Source organism: Micromonospora sp. NPDC049004 (assembly GCF_040649315.1).
Classification (GTDB): domain Bacteria; phylum Actinomycetota; class Actinomycetes; order Mycobacteriales; family Micromonosporaceae; genus Micromonospora.
The window spans coordinates 252,746-267,735 of the sequence record NZ_JBEZFG010000008.1 but is presented as its reverse complement, the minus strand read 5'-3'; the positions used below and the strand labels follow the sequence as shown (position 1 = coordinate 267,735).

Annotated in this window: 13 protein-coding genes; 9 read left to right on the top strand and 4 right to left on the bottom strand. The window is 73.3% G+C overall.

What is annotated here, in order from left to right; genetic code table 11:
- Nucleotides 1–343 precede the first annotated feature (343 nt).
- The 3 genes from AB0B97_RS24345 (at nucleotide 344) to AB0B97_RS24335 (ending at nucleotide 4,442) form a co-directional block, all read left to right on the top strand.
- Nucleotides 344–2,314: a bifunctional adenosylcobinamide kinase/adenosylcobinamide-phosphate guanylyltransferase gene (locus tag AB0B97_RS24345; RefSeq protein WP_357496684.1), complete on the top strand. Its 1,971-nt coding sequence runs from the start codon at nucleotides 344–346 to the stop codon at nucleotides 2,312–2,314.
- A complete protein-coding gene (locus AB0B97_RS24340) occupies nucleotides 2,304–3,077 on the top strand; it encodes an adenosylcobinamide-GDP ribazoletransferase (protein WP_357496682.1) in 774 nt (257 codons plus the stop codon). The genes AB0B97_RS24345 and AB0B97_RS24340 overlap by 11 nt, the downstream gene beginning before the upstream one ends.
- 66 nt (nucleotides 3,078–3,143) lie before the next feature.
- Complete coding sequence (locus AB0B97_RS24335) at nucleotides 3,144–4,442, top strand: DUF2314 domain-containing protein (RefSeq protein WP_357496680.1); 1,299 nt, start codon at nucleotides 3,144–3,146, stop codon at nucleotides 4,440–4,442.
- Between the two features lie 150 nt (nucleotides 4,443–4,592).
- Here AB0B97_RS24335 and gcvT read toward each other — a convergent pair whose 3' ends face one another.
- Nucleotides 4,593–5,723 carry a glycine cleavage system aminomethyltransferase GcvT gene (gcvT, locus tag AB0B97_RS24330; protein WP_357496678.1) on the bottom strand — a complete coding sequence of 377 codons (1,131 nt, stop codon included), beginning with the start codon at nucleotides 5,721–5,723 and terminating at the stop codon, nucleotides 4,593–4,595.
- A gap of 162 nt (nucleotides 5,724–5,885) precedes the next feature.
- Between gcvT and AB0B97_RS24325 the strand changes: the two genes are divergently transcribed.
- Nucleotides 5,886–7,460 (top strand): leucyl aminopeptidase, encoded by a 1,575-nt coding sequence (locus AB0B97_RS24325; protein ID WP_357496676.1) that lies wholly within the window; start codon nucleotides 5,886–5,888, stop codon nucleotides 7,458–7,460.
- Nucleotides 7,461–7,499: 39 nt separating this feature from the next.
- On the opposite strand, the gene AB0B97_RS24320 is transcribed toward AB0B97_RS24325, so the two are convergent.
- On the bottom strand, nucleotides 7,500–7,829 hold the full coding sequence (locus tag AB0B97_RS24320) for a hypothetical protein (protein ID WP_357496674.1): 330 nt from the start codon (nucleotides 7,827–7,829) through the stop codon (nucleotides 7,500–7,502).
- Nucleotides 7,830–8,007: 178 nt separating this feature from the next.
- Between AB0B97_RS24320 and lpdA the strand changes: the two genes are divergently transcribed.
- Both lpdA and sucB read left to right on the top strand, forming a co-directional pair.
- Entirely contained in the window at nucleotides 8,008–9,399 is a 1,392-nt protein-coding gene (lpdA, locus tag AB0B97_RS24315) for a dihydrolipoyl dehydrogenase (protein ID WP_357496672.1), read from the top strand.
- 67 nt (nucleotides 9,400–9,466) lie between these two features.
- The gene (gene sucB, locus AB0B97_RS24310) at nucleotides 9,467–11,311 is read left to right on the top strand and encodes a 2-oxoglutarate dehydrogenase, E2 component, dihydrolipoamide succinyltransferase (RefSeq protein WP_357496670.1); all 1,845 of its coding nucleotides are present in this window, start codon (nucleotides 9,467–9,469) and stop codon (nucleotides 11,309–11,311) included.
- Between the two features lie 63 nt (nucleotides 11,312–11,374).
- On the opposite strand, the gene AB0B97_RS24305 is transcribed toward sucB, so the two are convergent.
- On the bottom strand, nucleotides 11,375–12,310 hold the full coding sequence (locus tag AB0B97_RS24305) for an SDR family NAD(P)-dependent oxidoreductase (RefSeq protein WP_357496668.1): 936 nt from the start codon (nucleotides 12,308–12,310) through the stop codon (nucleotides 11,375–11,377).
- Nucleotides 12,311–12,356: 46 nt separating this feature from the next.
- On the opposite strand from AB0B97_RS24305, the gene AB0B97_RS24300 reads away from it, so the two are divergent.
- The 3 genes from AB0B97_RS24300 (at nucleotide 12,357) to AB0B97_RS24290 (ending at nucleotide 14,500) form a co-directional block, all read left to right on the top strand.
- Nucleotides 12,357–12,524 carry a hypothetical protein gene (locus tag AB0B97_RS24300; RefSeq protein ID WP_357496666.1) on the top strand — a complete coding sequence of 56 codons (168 nt, stop codon included), beginning with the start codon at nucleotides 12,357–12,359 and terminating at the stop codon, nucleotides 12,522–12,524.
- 45 nt (nucleotides 12,525–12,569) lie between these two features.
- The gene (locus AB0B97_RS24295) at nucleotides 12,570–13,907 is read left to right on the top strand and encodes a low temperature requirement protein A (protein ID WP_357496664.1); all 1,338 of its coding nucleotides are present in this window, start codon (nucleotides 12,570–12,572) and stop codon (nucleotides 13,905–13,907) included.
- A 92-nt stretch (nucleotides 13,908–13,999) separates the two neighbouring features.
- Nucleotides 14,000–14,500, top strand: coding sequence for a hemerythrin domain-containing protein (locus AB0B97_RS24290; protein ID WP_357496662.1), 501 nt, complete (start codon nucleotides 14,000–14,002; stop codon nucleotides 14,498–14,500).
- Nucleotides 14,501–14,600: 100 nt separating this feature from the next.
- On the opposite strand, the gene AB0B97_RS24285 is transcribed toward AB0B97_RS24290, so the two are convergent.
- Entirely contained in the window at nucleotides 14,601–14,987 is a 387-nt protein-coding gene (locus AB0B97_RS24285; protein ID WP_234590299.1) for a MerR family transcriptional regulator, read from the bottom strand.
- Between the last annotated feature and the right edge of the window lie 3 nt (nucleotides 14,988–14,990).

Genomic DNA, 14,990 nt, shown 5'->3' with positions numbered 1-14,990 from the left:
GGCCGCGTCGGCGTACCTGGAGGTGCAGGGACGGGCCCGCAGCACCGACAGCGGGTCGTTCGACTACTACGCGGGGCCGGTGCGGGCCGCCGCCGCTGGCGCGTGCGTGAAGTGGGGCGGCGCCACCGGCGGGGTGAGCTACGGCAGCGGGTTCGAACACTGCGGCTGACCACCGACGAACGCCGGCGATCGCGGGTGCTTCGCACGACGCCGCCCGGTCCGGTCGTCACCTGGCGACAGGGAAGCGGACGCTTGCCTGCAATGGACGCGGAACGGACTGTCGACAGTCGGTAGGGCTGGGGCGACGTGCCCAGACCCGGGGCATGAGAACTAAGGTACGGACATGTCCGTTGACGGGTGGAACACGGTCCTGGTGCTCGGCGGTATCCGGTCCGGCAAGTCCGAGTTCGCCGAGTCCCTGGTCGCCGACGCGCCGGTGGTCCGCTACGTCGCCACCGCGCCGGAGGGCGACCCGGAGGACACCGAGTGGGCGACCCGGCTGGCGACGCATCGCGCCCGACGACCGGGCAGCTGGACCACCGAGGAGACCGCCGGAGAGCCGCGCCGGCTCGCGGACGTGCTCGAATCCGCCGAGCCCAACGAGACGCTCCTCGTGGACGACCTGGGCGGCTGGGTGACGGTGCTGCTCGACCCGGAGCACCAGCCCGCCGACGACGTGGCGACGATCGCCGAACTGGCCGAGGCGATCCGCACCTGCGCGGCGCGGGTGGTGCTGGTGAGCCCCGAGGTCGGGCTGTCGCTGGTGCCGACCACCCCGCTGGGCCGGGCGTTCACCGACGCGCTCGGCGCGGCCAACCGCGCGGTCGCCGACGCCTGCGACGCCGTGGTGCTGGTGGTGGCGGGCCAACCGGCCTGGCTGAAGCCGGCACCCACCACCGCTGCCGCCGCCGCGACCGTGAGCGCGTCGGCGAGCCCCGTCTCACCGGCCGCGAGCCAGACCGGCACGGGCCGGGCCGGCGCACACCAGGCCGGCACGAGCCTGCTCGACGCCGAGCCCACCCCCGAGGTCCAGCTGCCCGACGTGCTGACCCACACCCCGCCGGCCGCCCCCAACCAGGAGCCCGGCAACCCCTGGGCCGCGCCGACCATGGCGCTGCCGATGGTGGCCACCGGGCTGGTCATCCAGCCGGGCATGGAGCTGCCGATGCCCGACGACTACGCCGGCCCGCAGGCGGTGGACCGGCTGGCCACATTGGACGTGCCCGGTGCCGGGCTGGGCGTGCTGGACCGGGTGGTCGGCTTCGCCGCGGCCACCCAGGGCACGTCGACGCCGGCCGCCTGGGGCTCGGTGCGGGTGCTGCTGCTCAACGGCGACCACGCCGGCGGCGCGTCGGCCGGCACCGTCGCGGGCGAGTCGGCGCGTCGCGCCGCCCAGGCGCGCGCCGGACGGGGCGCGCTGGCCCGGCTGGCCGCCGAGAGCGGCGCGAGCCTGCAGGTGGTCGACACCCCCGCCTCCGCGCCGATGGAGACCCAGCCGGCCCTCACCGGCGAGCAGGTCGAGTCGGCGCTGCGCTACGGCTGGCGCCTGGCCGAGCAGGCCGCCGACGCAGGCGTACAACTGCTGGTCCTGGGAGCGTGCGGTGCCGGCACCGAGGCGGCAGCGGCGGCGGTGCTGGCGGCCACGGCCGGCGCGGAACCACCTGCGGTGCTGGGCCGGGTGATCACCGACTCCGGTGAGATCGACGACGCGGCCTGGATGGTCCGCTGCGCGGCGGTGCGCGACGCGCTGCACCGCACCCGTCGCTCGCCGCGCGGCGCGAAGGACGTGCTGTCCGAGCTGGGCGGCGGCGACGTGGCGGTGGCCACCGGCGTGCTGCTGGGCGCCACCGCCCGCCGGGTGCCGGTGCTGCTGGACGGGCCGGTCGGGCTGGCCGCCGGGATGGTCAGCCGGGACCTGGCCGGGCAGGCGCGGCACTGGTGCCTGCTGGCCGACCACGGCCAGCATCCCGCGGTGCGGCTGGCCGCCGACGTGCTCGGCCTCACGCCCCTGCTCGACCTGCGACTGGACCTCGGCGAGGGCGCCAACGCCCTGGTCGCGTTGCCGCTGCTGCGCTCGGTGCTGGCACTGGCCGCCGCGCTGCCGGTGCACCCGTCGCTGACCGGCGACACGGACCCGACCGACGAGCCGGAAGCCGACCCGGAGACCGACGACGCCGAGCCGGACTACGCCGAGCCGGCGTACACCGGGCCTGACTACACCGACCCGGAGTTCACCGAGCCTGAGCCGGCCGGGCCGGGGCCGACCCGCACGGCCACCGACGAGCAGCCGGCGTCGGGCTGGCGTGCCGGCTGAGCCGCGGCTCGTCGCGGGCGCCCGGCTGGCGATCACCACCTTCAGCACGTTGCCGGTACGCGCCGGGCGGATCGACCGCCCGGTGGCGGGTATCGCGATGGCGCTCGCCCCGGCCGTCGGCGCGCTGCTCGGCGTGCTGCTCGGCGGCGTCCTGCTGCTGATCGGCATGCTCGCTCCCCCGCTGGTGGCCGCCGGCGTGACGGTGGGCGCCGCCGCCCTGCTGACCCGCGGACTGCACCTGGACGGGCTGGCCGACACCGTGGACGCGCTCGGGTCGTACCGGCGGGGTGCCGCCGCGCTGGAGATCATGAAGAAGCCGGACGTCGGGCCGTTCGGCGTCGTCGCCCTGGTGGTCGTACTCCTGGTGCAGGCCGCTGCGCTCGCCGACCTGGCCGGCCGGTCCTGGCCGGCGTGTCTCGCGGCGGTGGTGGCGGCCACCGCGGCCGGGCGGCTGGGTGTGACGGTGGCGTGCCGGCGGGGCGTGCCCGCGGCCCGGCCGGACGGGCTGGGGGCCCTGGTGGCGGGAACCGTCGGCCCGGTGGCGCTCGCCGTCGGCGCGGTCGCCGTCGTGCTGCTGGCGGTGCCCGCGGTGCCGGGCCGCCCGTGGCAGGGGCCGGTCGCCGTCGTCGCCGCGCTCGCCGTCGCGGTGCCGCTGCTGGCCCACGTGGTACGCCGGCTCGGCGGCATCACCGGCGACGTGCTCGGCGCGACAGTCGAGGTGGTCACCACGCTGGTCTACCTGGGTGTGGTGCTGTCCGCCTGAAGCGGGCGCGGCCGGCCGGGTAGCGTTCGGCTCGACAGCACCGGCACGGCCACCGGGGGAACCCACATGCTCATCACTGACGACTTCCTGCCCGTACCGGTGCCGGAGTCGCTCAGCGCGACCTACCTGGTGCCGATGGCGGGGCTGCCGAAGGTCAGCGCGAAGACTGCGGTGGCGGCGCTGACCGGCCGGCTGGCCGAGCCGGTGCACGGGCTCGCCCGGCAGATGCTGGACAGCCCGCTGATGAGCGTCGACACCCGGCCGATCGCCGAGTTCCCCGCGCTCCCGCCGGATCTGCTCACCGCGTTCGGCGCCACCGAGGCGCAGTTGGCCCGGCTGGCCGCGGCGACACACCTGGTCGTGGTCCAGGCGGAGTACCGGCCGGGGTGGCCACCCGCGCACGAGTGGGCGGCCCGGGCGGTCGCGGCCGCCGTGGCGGAGTCCGTCGACGGCGACGTCGTGGACGTCTTCGGCCTCCAGTTCCTCGACCCGGCGACCGCGCTGCGCTCACTCCCCGACGAGAACGGCCGGATCCGGCTTGTCGACTGGGTGCTGGTGCCGTACTCCTCGGACACCGAGGGGCTGTGGTTCACCACGAAGGGGCTGCGGCGCTTCGGACTGCTGGAGTTGCAGACCCAGGGGGTGCCCGACCATCTGACCCGCGCCTGGGGCGCGGTGATGACCGGGGCGGCCCGACGGTTGCTGCGGGACTGGACCGACGGGCTCACCGGCGAGGAGGTGCCGGCGTTCGTGCAGCTGCCGGTGCTGGCCACGGTGACCGGGCACGACATCGCGGTGGCGTACGGCAACCCGGAGCAGCACGGCGCGACGGCCCCGGTGCTGCTGCGCCTGGAACTGGACCCGGCGACCGACCCGGAGGCCGACTCGTTCCTGAGCCTGCGGCCGCCGGCCGGGCATCCCGGCCCGGACGGGCGCTACTACGCCGCCGCCTGCGCGACGTTGTTCTCCGGCATCCAGCCGGACGTGCGCTACGCGCGTTCCGGTGACGCGATGAGCCGCGCGGTCGCCACCGCCCGCGCCGCGCTGGGCGACGCCCGGGCCCGCTTCGTCGCCGGCCAGCTACCGGCGGAGTCGCAGCTGGTCGTCAAGTACGGCCTGCCGGGCGACGACGGGCCCGAGTACGTCTGGGCGGGCGTCACCTCGTGGGAGACCCCGGAGCGGATCGTCGGCGTCAGCGCCAGCGACGCCAACACCGACGAGAGCGTACGCATCGGCGCCCCCGTGGTGGTGGAGGCGACAGACGTCGTCGACTGGGCGGTCCTGAACGCGACCGGAGTCATCGAGGGCGGCTGGACCCAGGCGGTCCTGGACTCCGGCGAACCCCCCACCACCCCAACCCCCTAACCCACCCCACCCCACCGCCCGCCGCCCCCACCCTCCCTCGCCCGGTGATCAAGAGATTTGGGTCAGAATCTCGCCCGGGAATGACGCAAAGCTCTTGATCACCAGGGCGAGGGCGGGCGGCGGACCCGTGGGAGTCGGGGGTGGGTGGGGTTAGTGGGTTGAGGGGGTTACGAAGGGGGGTTTCTGCAGGCGCAGGGGGGCTTGGCGGCCTCGGATGTTGACCTGCACCTCGTCGCCTTCGGCCAGGCTGGCGTCCGTGTCCAGCAGGGCCAGGGCGATGCCCTGCTTGCGGGTCGGGCTGAAGGTGCCGCTGGTCACCGTGCCGACCTGCTTGTCACCCACGTGCAGCGTCATACCGGGGCGCGGGATGGCGCGGTCGACCGCCACCAGGCCGCGCAGCGTACGTCGAGGGCCGGCGGCCTTCTCGGCGAGCAGCGCGTCGCGGCCCCAGAAGGCCGGCTTGTCCCACCCGACCGCCCAGCCCGAGCGGGCCTGCACCGGGGTGATGTCCAGCGAGAGGTCCTGCCCGTGCAGCGGGTAGCCCATCTCGGTGCGCAGCGTGTCCCGGGCGGCCAGCCCGCAGGCGCGCAGCTCGAACGCCTCGCCGGCGGCGAAGAGGGCGTCCCACACGGTCACCGCGTGCTCCGCCGGCACCACCAGCTCGTAGCCCAGCTCGCCGGTGTAGCCGGTGCGGCAGACGGTCAGCTCCACGGCGGCGAGGTTGGCGGCGTCGAAGCTCATGTAGCCGTGCTCGGTGGGCAGATCGAGGGCGGCGAGCAGGTCGCCCGAGCGGGGGCCCTGCACGGCCAGCACCGCGTACGCCTCGTGCTCGTCGGTGACGGTGATCCGCTCCGGGGCGGCGGCGCGCAGCCGGCGCACCACCTCGGCGGTGTTCGCGGCGTTCGGGATGAGGAAGACGTGGTCGTCGGCGTACAGGTAGGCGATGATGTCGTCCACCACGCCGCCGGTGGCGTCGTCGCAGCACAGCGTGTACTGCGCGCGGCCGGGCCCGATGCGGCGCAGGTCGTTGCTGAGGCAGGAGTTGACGAACTCGGCCGCGCCGGGGCCGGTCACCCGGGCCTTGCCCAGGTGCGACACGTCGAAGACCCCCACCGCCGTACGCACCGCGGCGTGCTCCTTGAGCACCCCGCCGCCGGCGTACTCCAGCGGCATCTCCCAGCCCCCGAAGGGGGCGAACTTGGCGCCGGCGGCGGTGTGCCGCTCGTGCAGCGGGGAACGACGCAGCCGGGTCGCGGCGGCGTCGGAGGTCACGTCGGTCATGGGTGGCAACTTACCGGGGGCAACGCCGCTGGTTAGCATCGGCGGGACCCCGTTGGCGTGATCGACGGGACAGCCCTGACGTCCGGCGGGTAGGTTCCGCCGGAGACCTTCACCGCTGGTACGCGACGTCGCGACCGGCCCGGCCCGCCCGGAGTAGCTTCAGTGACATCACCCCGCACCACCAACCTGAGCCTGGTCGACACCGACCCGGCCGAGCTCGCCGTCGACGCGATCGTGATCGGCGTGCACAGCCAGACCGGAGAGCAGGGCGCCACCAGCGGCCTCGCCGGCACCCTGCTGCTCGCCAGCGGCGCGGAGAGCATCGCCGTCGCCTTCGACGGCAAGCTGACCGAGACCCTCGCGCTGCTCGGTGCGACAGGTGGGCCGGGTGAGGTCATCAAGCTGGCCACGCTGGGCACCGTCACCGCTCCGCTGGTCGTCGCGGTCGGGCTCGGCCCGGAGCCGACGGGCGCCGCCCCGGCGCCGGAGACGCTGCGCCGGGCCGCCGGCGCGGCGGTCCGGGCCCTGGCGGGGGCGCCGAAGGTGGCGCTGAGCATGCCGCTGCCCGACGACTCGGACGCGCCGGCCGCGCTGCGCGCGGTCGCGGAGGGCGCGCTGCTCGGCGGGTACCGGTTCGCCGGCTACAAGACCCGTCCGCAGCCGACCCGGCGCGAGCCGGTGGCCGAGGTGCTGATCTCCGTTCCGGACGCCGCCGAGCCGGCCGCCCAGGCGGAGATCACCCGCGCGCAGGCGGTCGCCGGCGCGGTGCGGCTCAGCCGGGACTGGGTGAACACCGCCCCGAACGAGCTGCGGCCCCCGTCGTTCGCCGACGCCGTGGCCGCCGCCGCCCGTGACGCGGGCCTCGGCGTCGAGGTGCTGGACGAGGCGGCGCTGGCCGCGGGCGGGTACGGCGGCATCATCGCGGTCGGGCAGGGCTCGGAGGCCCCGCCGCGACTGGTGAAGCTCACCTACACCCCGCAGGACGGCGGCAACGGCAAGCGGGTCGCGCTGGTCGGCAAGGGGATCACCTTCGACACCGGTGGCATCTCGATCAAGCCGGCGCAGGGCATGTGGGAGATGAAGTCCGACATGGCGGGCGCCGCCGCGGTGGGCGCTGCCATGCTGGCGATCGCCGCGCTGAAGCCGGCCGTGGCGGTCAGCGCGTACCTGCCGATGGCCGAGAACATGCCGTCGGGCACCAGCTACCGGCCGGGCGACGTGATCAGCATGTTCAGCGGCAAGAAGGTGGAGGTGCTCAACACCGACGCCGAGGGCCGCATGGTCCTGGCCGACGCCATCGCCCGCGCGTGCGCCGACGGCACCGACTACCTGTTCGAGACCTCCACCCTCACCGGCGGTCAGGTGATCGCGCTGGGCAAGCGGGTGGCCGGCGTGATGGGCACGCCCGAGCTGTGCGAGCGGGTCCGGACGGTCGGCGACGCGGTCGGCGAGCCGGCCTGGCCGATGCCGCTGCCGGACGACGTGCGCAAGGGCATGGACTCCGACGTTGCGGACATCTCGCAGGTCAACGCCGGGATGGACCGGGCCGGGCACATGCTGCAGGGCGGCGTGTTCCTGCGCGAGTTCGTGGCCGACGACGTGGCGTGGGCGCACATCGACATCGCCGGGCCGGGCTACCACTCGGGCGAGCCGACCGGCTACTGGACCAAGGGCGGCACCGGCGTGCCGGTCCGCACGCTGGTGCAGCTGGTCGAGGACGTCGCCGCCAACGGCTGACGTGGTGCCGAGGGGCCCCGGGTGGGGCCCCTCGGCAGGTCAGTACTGCTCCGGGCGGCGCTTGCGGCGTTCGTTGAAGTCGCGCATCCGCTGCGGGTAGCCCATCAGCCGGACGTCGTACACCGGGATGCCCATCCGGTACGCGAAGCGCCGCGCGCCGTCCGGGCCGTCGATGCGGCGGCGTGTCCACTCCCCGTCGTCGGCGATCAGGATGACTGTGGTCTGGGTGACAGTCGTCCGGGGCTCGATGAACGCCTCGACGCCGCGCCGACTGCGGATGAAGTGCGCGAGATGGTCCAGATCCCCACTGTCGGCCGCGCGGTCGTGGCTCAGCACACGCGCCTGCTTCCGGCGCCGGAACAACCCCACCGAACCTCTCCCCCATGTCACGTCATCGACAACGGTGCCAAGGGTACGTGTCGATGACGTGTCGTTGGGCACCTCACTACGCACCCTGTGCCCGGTGGTGACAAGATGACCGAGGTGGGGTGTGTCCGTGTTACCCCTCCGTGACCCCCGATGCAGTGACGCGACCTGGGAGTTGGACGTGAGCGAGCCGAACGAAGCGACCTTCGACATTGTCATCCTCGGAGGTGGCAGCGGCGGCTACGCGGCGGCGCTGCGCGCCGCCCAGCTGGACCTGTCCGTCGCGCTTATCGAAAAGGGCAAGCTCGGCGGGACCTGCCTGCACAACGGCTGCATCCCGACCAAGGCGCTGCTGCACGCGGCGGAGATCGCCGACCAGACCCGCGAGTCGGAGCAGTTCGGTGTGAAGGCCGAGCTGGTCGGCGTCGACATGGCCGGCGTCAACTCGTACAAGGACGGCGTGATCTCCCGCCTGTACAAGGGTCTGCAGGGCCTGGTGGGTGGCTCGAAGAAGATCACCTTCGTGGCCGGCGCCGGCAAGCTGGTCGGCAAGAACGTGGTCGAGGTGGACGGCAAGCGCTACACCGGCCGCAACGTCGTGCTGGCCTCCGGCTCGTACGCCAAGAGCCTGCCCGGCCTGGAGGTCGACGGCGAGCGGATCATCACGAGCGACCACGCGCTGACCCTGGACCGGGTCCCCTCGTCGGTGATCGTCCTCGGCGGCGGTGTGATCGGCGTCGAGTTCGCCAGCGTGTGGAAGTCCTTCGGCGCTGACGTGACGATCGTCGAGGCGCTGCCCCGACTGGTCGCGGCCGAGGACGAGGAGTCGTCCAAGGCGCTGGAGCGGGCGTTCCGCAAGCGGAAGATCAACTTCAAGGTCGGCAAGCCGTTCGAGAAGGTCGAGAAGACCGAGAACGGCGTCAAGCTGACCATTCAGGGCGGCGAGACCGTCGAGGCCGAGCTGCTGCTGGTCGCCGTCGGTCGCGGCCCGAACACCGCCAACCTCGGGTACGAGGAGCAGGGCGTCAAGATGGACCGCGGCTACGTGCTGACCGACGAGCGGCTGCGCACCAGCGTGCCGAACGTCTACGCCGTCGGCGACATCGTGCCCGGCCTCCAGCTCGCGCACCGGGGCTTCCAGCAGGGCATCTTCGTCGCCGAGGAGATCGCCGGGCAGACCCCGGCCGTCATCGACGAGGTGGGCATCCCGCGGGTCACCTACTGCGACCCGGAGCTGGCGTCGGTGGGTCTGACCGAGACGAAGGCCAAGGAGCAGTACGGGGCCGACAAGGTCCAGACGTACAACTACCCGCTGGGCGGTAACGGCAAGAGCCAGATCCTCAAGACCACCGGCTTCGTGAAGCTGGTCCGGGTCGAGGACGGCCCCGTCGTCGGCGTCCACATGGTCGGCGCGCGGGTGGGTGAGCTGATCGGTGAGGCGCAGCTCATCTACAACTGGGAGGCCTACCCGGCCGAGGTCGCCCAGCTCGTGCACGCCCACCCCACCCAGAACGAGGCCCTGGGCGAGGCGCACCTGGCCCTCGCCGGCAAGCCGCTGCACGCGCACGCCTGATCACCCAAACCGCGGCGTCCGGCGACGGGCGAAGATCCCCCAAGGGGAATGAAGGAGTCTGGAGAACATGCCGGTATCGGTCACCATGCCCCGGCTCGGCGAGAGCGTCACCGAGGGCACCGTCACGCGCTGGCTCAAGCAGGAGGGCGACACGGTCGAGGTCGACGAGCCCCTGCTCGAGGTCTCGACCGACAAGGTCGACACCGAGATCCCGTCGCCCGCGGCGGGCGTGCTGAGCCGGATCGTGGTCGGCGAGGACGAGACCGCCGAGGTCGGCAGCGAGCTGGCCGTCATCGCCGGTGAGGGCGAGTCGACCGGTGGCGGCGAGGCCGCGCCGCAGGAGCAGGCCCCGGCCGAGGAGGTCGAGCCGGCCGCCGAGCCGACGGCCGCCGCCGAGGGCACCGCCGACGAGGTGGCCCAGGACGAGGCCCCGGCCGAGACGCCGGCTCCGGCCGCCGCGTCGTCGGGCGAGGGCACCGCGGTGAAGATGCCGGCCCTGGGTGAGAGCGTCACCGAGGGTACGGTCACGCGCTGGCTCAAGCAGGTCGGCGACACCATCGAGGTGGACGAGCCGCTGCTGGAGGTCTCCACCGACAAGGTGGACACGGAGATCCCGTCGCCGGTCGCCGGCACGGTGCTGGAGATCAAGGTCGCCGAGGACGAGACCGCCGACGTCGGCGCCGACCTGGCGATCATCGGCGTCGCCGGTGGTGCCCCCGCTCAGGCCAAGCCCGAGCCGAAGCCCGAGCCGAAGGCGGAGGCCGCGCCGGCGCCGAAGGCCGAGCCGAAGCCGGAGCCGAAGGTCGAGGAGCCCACGTCGGGCGTGTCGTACAACGAGCCGGCCGCTGAGGCGGAGACCTCGGCGCAGCCGGCGCAGGCCGAGCAGGCGGCTCAGCCGTCCGCGCCGACCGCCGCGCCGCAGCGCCCGTCCGCTCCGGCGCCGGGTGGCGGCGAGGAGGCCGCCGGGTACGTCACCCCGCTGGTCCGCAAGCTGGCCAGCGAGCACGGCGTCGACCTGGCCTCGCTCAACGGCACCGGTGTGGGTGGCCGCATCCGCAAGCAGGACGTCCTCGACGCGGCCGAGAAGGCCAAGGCCGCCAAGGCCGCGCCGGCTCCGGCCGCGCAGCCGGCCGCCGCGCCGTCGGCCCCTGCGGCCAAGCCGGCCGCCAAGGCGCAGCCGAGCGCCAAGCGGGGCACCACGGAGAAGCTGCCGAGGATCCGGGCGACAATCGCCAAGCGGATGCAGCAGTCGCTGCACGAGACGGCGCAGCTGACCACTGTCGTCGAGGTCGACGTCACCAAGGTCGCCAAGCTGCGGGCCCAGGCCAAGGACTCGTTCCTGGCCAAGCACGGCGTGAAGCTGTCCTTCCTGCCGTTCTTCGCCCTCGCCGCCATCGAGGCCCTGCAGACCCACCCGATCATCCAGGCGAGCATGGACCTGGACGGTGGCACGATCACCTACCCGGCCGCCGAGCACCTCGGTATCGCCGTGGACACCGAGCGCGGCCTGCTCGTGCCGGTCATCCACAACGCCGGTGACCTCAACATGGGCGGCATCGCCAAGCGGATCGCCGACCTGGCCGAGCGCACCCGGAACAACAAGATCACCCCGGACGAGATGGCCGGCGCGACCTTCACGCTCACCAACACGGGCAGCCGGGGCGCTCTCTTCGACACTCCGATCGTGCCGTCGCCGCAGTCGGCGATGCTCGGTACGGGTGCCGTGGTGAAGCGTCCGGTCGTGGTCAACGACCCGGAGCTGGGCGAGGTCATCGCGGTCCGGTCGATGGTCTACCTGGCCATGTCCTACGACCACCGCCTGATCGACGGTGCCGACGCGGCCCGCTTCCTGACCGCGGTCAAGGAGCGGCTGGAGGGCGGCAACTTCGAGTCGGAGCTGGGCCTGGCCTGATCCGCAGTAACGCCGAAAGGGGCGCCCCGGTCGTCGACCGGGGCGCCCCTTCGTCTCCGCCGCTCAGCCCTTGAGCAGATCAGTCGAGACCTTCCAGAGCCGTTCGGCGGCCTCCGGGTCCAGCGCGTAGTCGGCGACGCCGGTGCGGCCGCCGGGCCGGGCCGGGGCGGCCTGCTGACAGTCCTCGAAGTAGCGCCCGCCCACGCCGTCGAGCAGTGGCGAGGCGGCGACCAGCACCGAGGTGGCGGCGCCCTGTTCGACGGTCTTCCAGGCCGCCGCGTTACCGGCGCGCATCCGATTCAGCTCCTCCTCGCTCACGTAACGCTGGAGGTTGGTCTGGATCGCGCCGGGCATCAGCGAGTTGGCGAAGATGCCGTCGTCGGCCCAGCGGCGGGTCGCCTCCACGGCGAAGAGCACGTTTGCCGTCTTGGACTGCCCGTACGCCTGCCACGGCTCGTACTCGCGGCGGTCGTACTGGATGTCGTCGAAGACCACCGGCGAGCGCAGGTGGGCGGCGGAGCTGACCGAGGCGATCCGGGCCCCGTCGGCGGCGGCGAGCGCCGGACGCAGCCCGGTGGCGAGCGCGAAGTGCCCGAGGTGGTTGGTGGCGAACTGCATCTCCCAACCCTGTGGGGTGCGGCTCAGGGGGGCGGCCATGATGCCGGCGTTGTTGACCAGGATGTGCAGCGGGCCGTCCCAGTTGGCCACGAAGTCGGCGACCGAATCCTGGTCGGCGAGGTCGAGCGGGGCGATCAGCACACGGTCGTTGCCTGTGGTGCCGGTGATGTCGTCGGCGGCCTTCTGGCCGGCGTCGGGGTTGCGCACGGCCAGGGTGACCTCCGCGCCTGCGCTGGCCAGGGCACGGGCGGTCTCCACGCCGATGCCGGACGAGCCGCCGGTGACTATCGCCCGCCGGCCGACGAGGTCCACGCCCCGGATCACGTCCATGGCCGTGGAGTCATGGGCGAACGAAGTGGTGATCGGATTGCTCGTCGTCATGATCCATCCTTGTCCAGGGTGGGGCGGGCCGGTCGGTCCGCGCCCGTTGCGGGCGGACGCGCTGCACAACCGCGAACGGCTGCTTCCGGCCGCGGTCCAGGCGGTTTCCCGCCCCGGACCGGAGGTAACGTCCGGCACCCACCCGTACGCCCGGAGCCTGCACCGGCTGCTCGACCTGCTGGTGGGCGGCCTGCGGTCGCGCGACGCGGGCTGACCCGTTCCGTCCTCCGGGCAGGCCGGACGCTGCCAGAGTGGGACCGTGGGCGGCTTCCGGCGGGGTGGACAACTGGGACCAGCCGTCCCGATCGCCCCCGGCGCACGGGTGGACAAGTTCGAGGTCTTCTTCGACCTGGTCTTCGTCTTCTCGTTCTTCATCATCACTCGCGCCACGGCCGCGAACATCTCCGGTCGACAGCTGCTGCACGCCGCCCTGGTGCTGGCCGTGCTCTGGTGGTGCTGGGTGGTGCACAGCCTGGTCGCCACCCGGGTACGGCTCGGCGAGGGTTACGTCCCGGTGCTCATGGTGGTGGCGATGGCCGCCCTGTTCGCGTTCGCGCTGGCGCTGCCACAGGCGTTCAGCGACCCGAAGGGCAGCGCCGGTGGTCCGATGCTGGTGGCCGTCAGCTACGTGGTGGTCCGTGGCATCCACTGGATCCTCTACCAGCATGTGGTGCGGGACAGCCCGCAGGAGCGCCGGCAACTGCGCCGGTTCGCCCCCGAACTGGCCGCCAGCATCGTCCTGCTGCTGGCCGCCGCGCTGATCCCGCCGCAGATCGCCGACCCGAACCAGGCCGCGATGGTCCGGGACGGCCTGTGGATCGCCGTGGTGGTGGTCCAGTTCGCCACCGGCTTCATCGTCGGCACCTGGGGCTGGGGGGTGACCAGCGCCGAGCACTGGACCGAACGCTACGACCTCATCCTGATCATCGCGCTGGGCGAGTCCGTCATCTCCACCGGCGTGGGCGGCAACCTGCTCGGCAAGCCGGTGACCTGGCCGGCGGTGGCGGCCGCCACGCTCAGCATCGTGGTCACCGCCGCCCTCTGGTGGGCGCACTTCGACTTCATCGGCCCGGCCGCCCGGATCGCCCTGCACGCGGCGGAGGGCGCTCCCCGGGTGGCGATGGCCCGTGACGCGTACGCGTACCTCTACCTGCCGATGATCGCCGGGATCATCCTCTTCTCCATCGGCAACGAGGAGATCCTGCACAAGATCACCGACCCGGCCGGCGGCCTTGCCGAGAAGGCCGACGGGCCGGCCGTACCGATGCTCTTCGGCGGGCTGATCTGCTACTACGCCGTCAACATCCTGTTCCAGCTCCGGACCCTGCGTACGCTCAGCTGGAGCCGGGTGGGCGTCATCGTGGTGCTGACCGCGGCCCTGCCGGTCGGCCAGCATCTGCCCGCCTTGGGCGCGCTCACCCTCGCGACGGTGATCTGCGTGGCGCTGGTGGCCGTGGAGGTGATGGTGATGTCGACGTCCCGGCACGCGCTGCGCGCCGTCGTCTTCGAGGAGCGGACCAGCCACGAGGCGCACGAGGCCGCGTGGCGGGCCCGCTGGCACGACCTCCGGGAGCCGGACGAGCCCACCACGCCGTGACCGCCGGAGGGTAAGCTCCGGCACAGCGTCGCGGTGCACCCGGCACGAAGGCCGCCGTGGGCATGGAGGCGCGGGGACAGCATGGGACGAACGTGCACCCGAACAATTCACCCGCCGAGCGGCTCGCCGCCGTCGGCAACCAGATGATCGAGATCCACCTCTGGCTCGGCGCGGAGCTGGCCCGCCTGCGGGCCGACCTCGGTGACACCCCCAGCGGCGACGCCCGCCCGTCGCGCGACCTGCGGGCCCACTGTCTGACCTTCTGCGCCGCGCTCGGCCGCCACCACACAGGTGAGGACGCGGGCGCGTTCCGGGTCCTGGCCGACGAGGTGCCCGAGCTGCGCCCGGTCCTGGCCAACCTGCTCGTCGACCACGAGGTCGTGGCGGGGATTCTGGGCCGGGTCGAGGAGCTGCTGGGCGACGACCGCCCGCTGCCGACCACCCAGGTACGCGCTGAGCTGGACGGGTTGGCCGCCCTGCTGGAGTCGCACTTCCGCTACGAGGAGAAGCGGCTGGTCAGCGCCCTGAACGCGCTGACCGGTCGACCCGGGACCGCCGAGCAACTGCTCGGCCTGACGGCGCCGACCGGCTGAGCCGAGATCGACTCCCGGTCGCCGACGTGGCGGTGCCGCCAGCCACCTCGGCGTGCCGCGGCGCGTGGCCCCCGCCGGCCCCGCCCGGTTGCGCCGGCCGTCACCGGTCGTCGTCCGGCGGGGTCGGGCCGGGCAGGCGCTCGTAGAAGCGGATCTTCTCCCGGAGGTGGTCGTACTGGCGCTGGAGCAGGCGCATCTGCTCCTCGACCTGGGCCGCGTGTCGTTGCAGCAGCTCGCGCCGTTCGTCGACGGTGTGCTCGCCCTCGCGGGCGAGGGCCGCGTACCGGCACATCTGGGCGATCGGCATCCCGGTGTCGCGCAGGCAGCGGAACAGCACCAGCCAGCTCAGGTCGTCGTCGGTGAAGACGCGCTGGCCGCCCGCCGTGCGATTCACGTCGGCCAGCAGGCCGATCTTCTCGTAGTACCGCAGCGTGTCCAGGCTGAAGCCGCTGCGCCGGGCGGCCTCCGCGGGCGCGTAACCGGTCATGTC

What these genes read in the sequence shown, in the direction of transcription:
- AB0B97_RS24345 (WP_357496684.1), top strand. Translation starts at nt 344, where the DNA reads ATGTCCGTTGACGGGTGGAACACGGTCCTGGTGCTCGGCGGTATCCGG.
- AB0B97_RS24335 (WP_357496680.1), top strand. Translation starts at nt 3,144, where the DNA reads ATGCTCATCACTGACGACTTCCTGCCCGTACCGGTGCCGGAGTCGCTC.
- gcvT (WP_357496678.1), bottom strand. Translation starts at nt 5,723, where the DNA reads ATGACCGACGTGACCTCCGACGCCGCCGCGACCCGGCTGCGTCGTTCC.
- sucB (WP_357496670.1), top strand. Translation starts at nt 9,467, where the DNA reads ATGCCGGTATCGGTCACCATGCCCCGGCTCGGCGAGAGCGTCACCGAG.
- AB0B97_RS24305 (WP_357496668.1), bottom strand. Translation starts at nt 12,310, where the DNA reads ATGACGACGAGCAATCCGATCACCACTTCGTTCGCCCATGACTCCACG.
- AB0B97_RS24285 (WP_234590299.1), bottom strand. Translation starts at nt 14,987, where the DNA reads ATGACCGGTTACGCGCCCGCGGAGGCCGCCCGGCGCAGCGGCTTCAGC.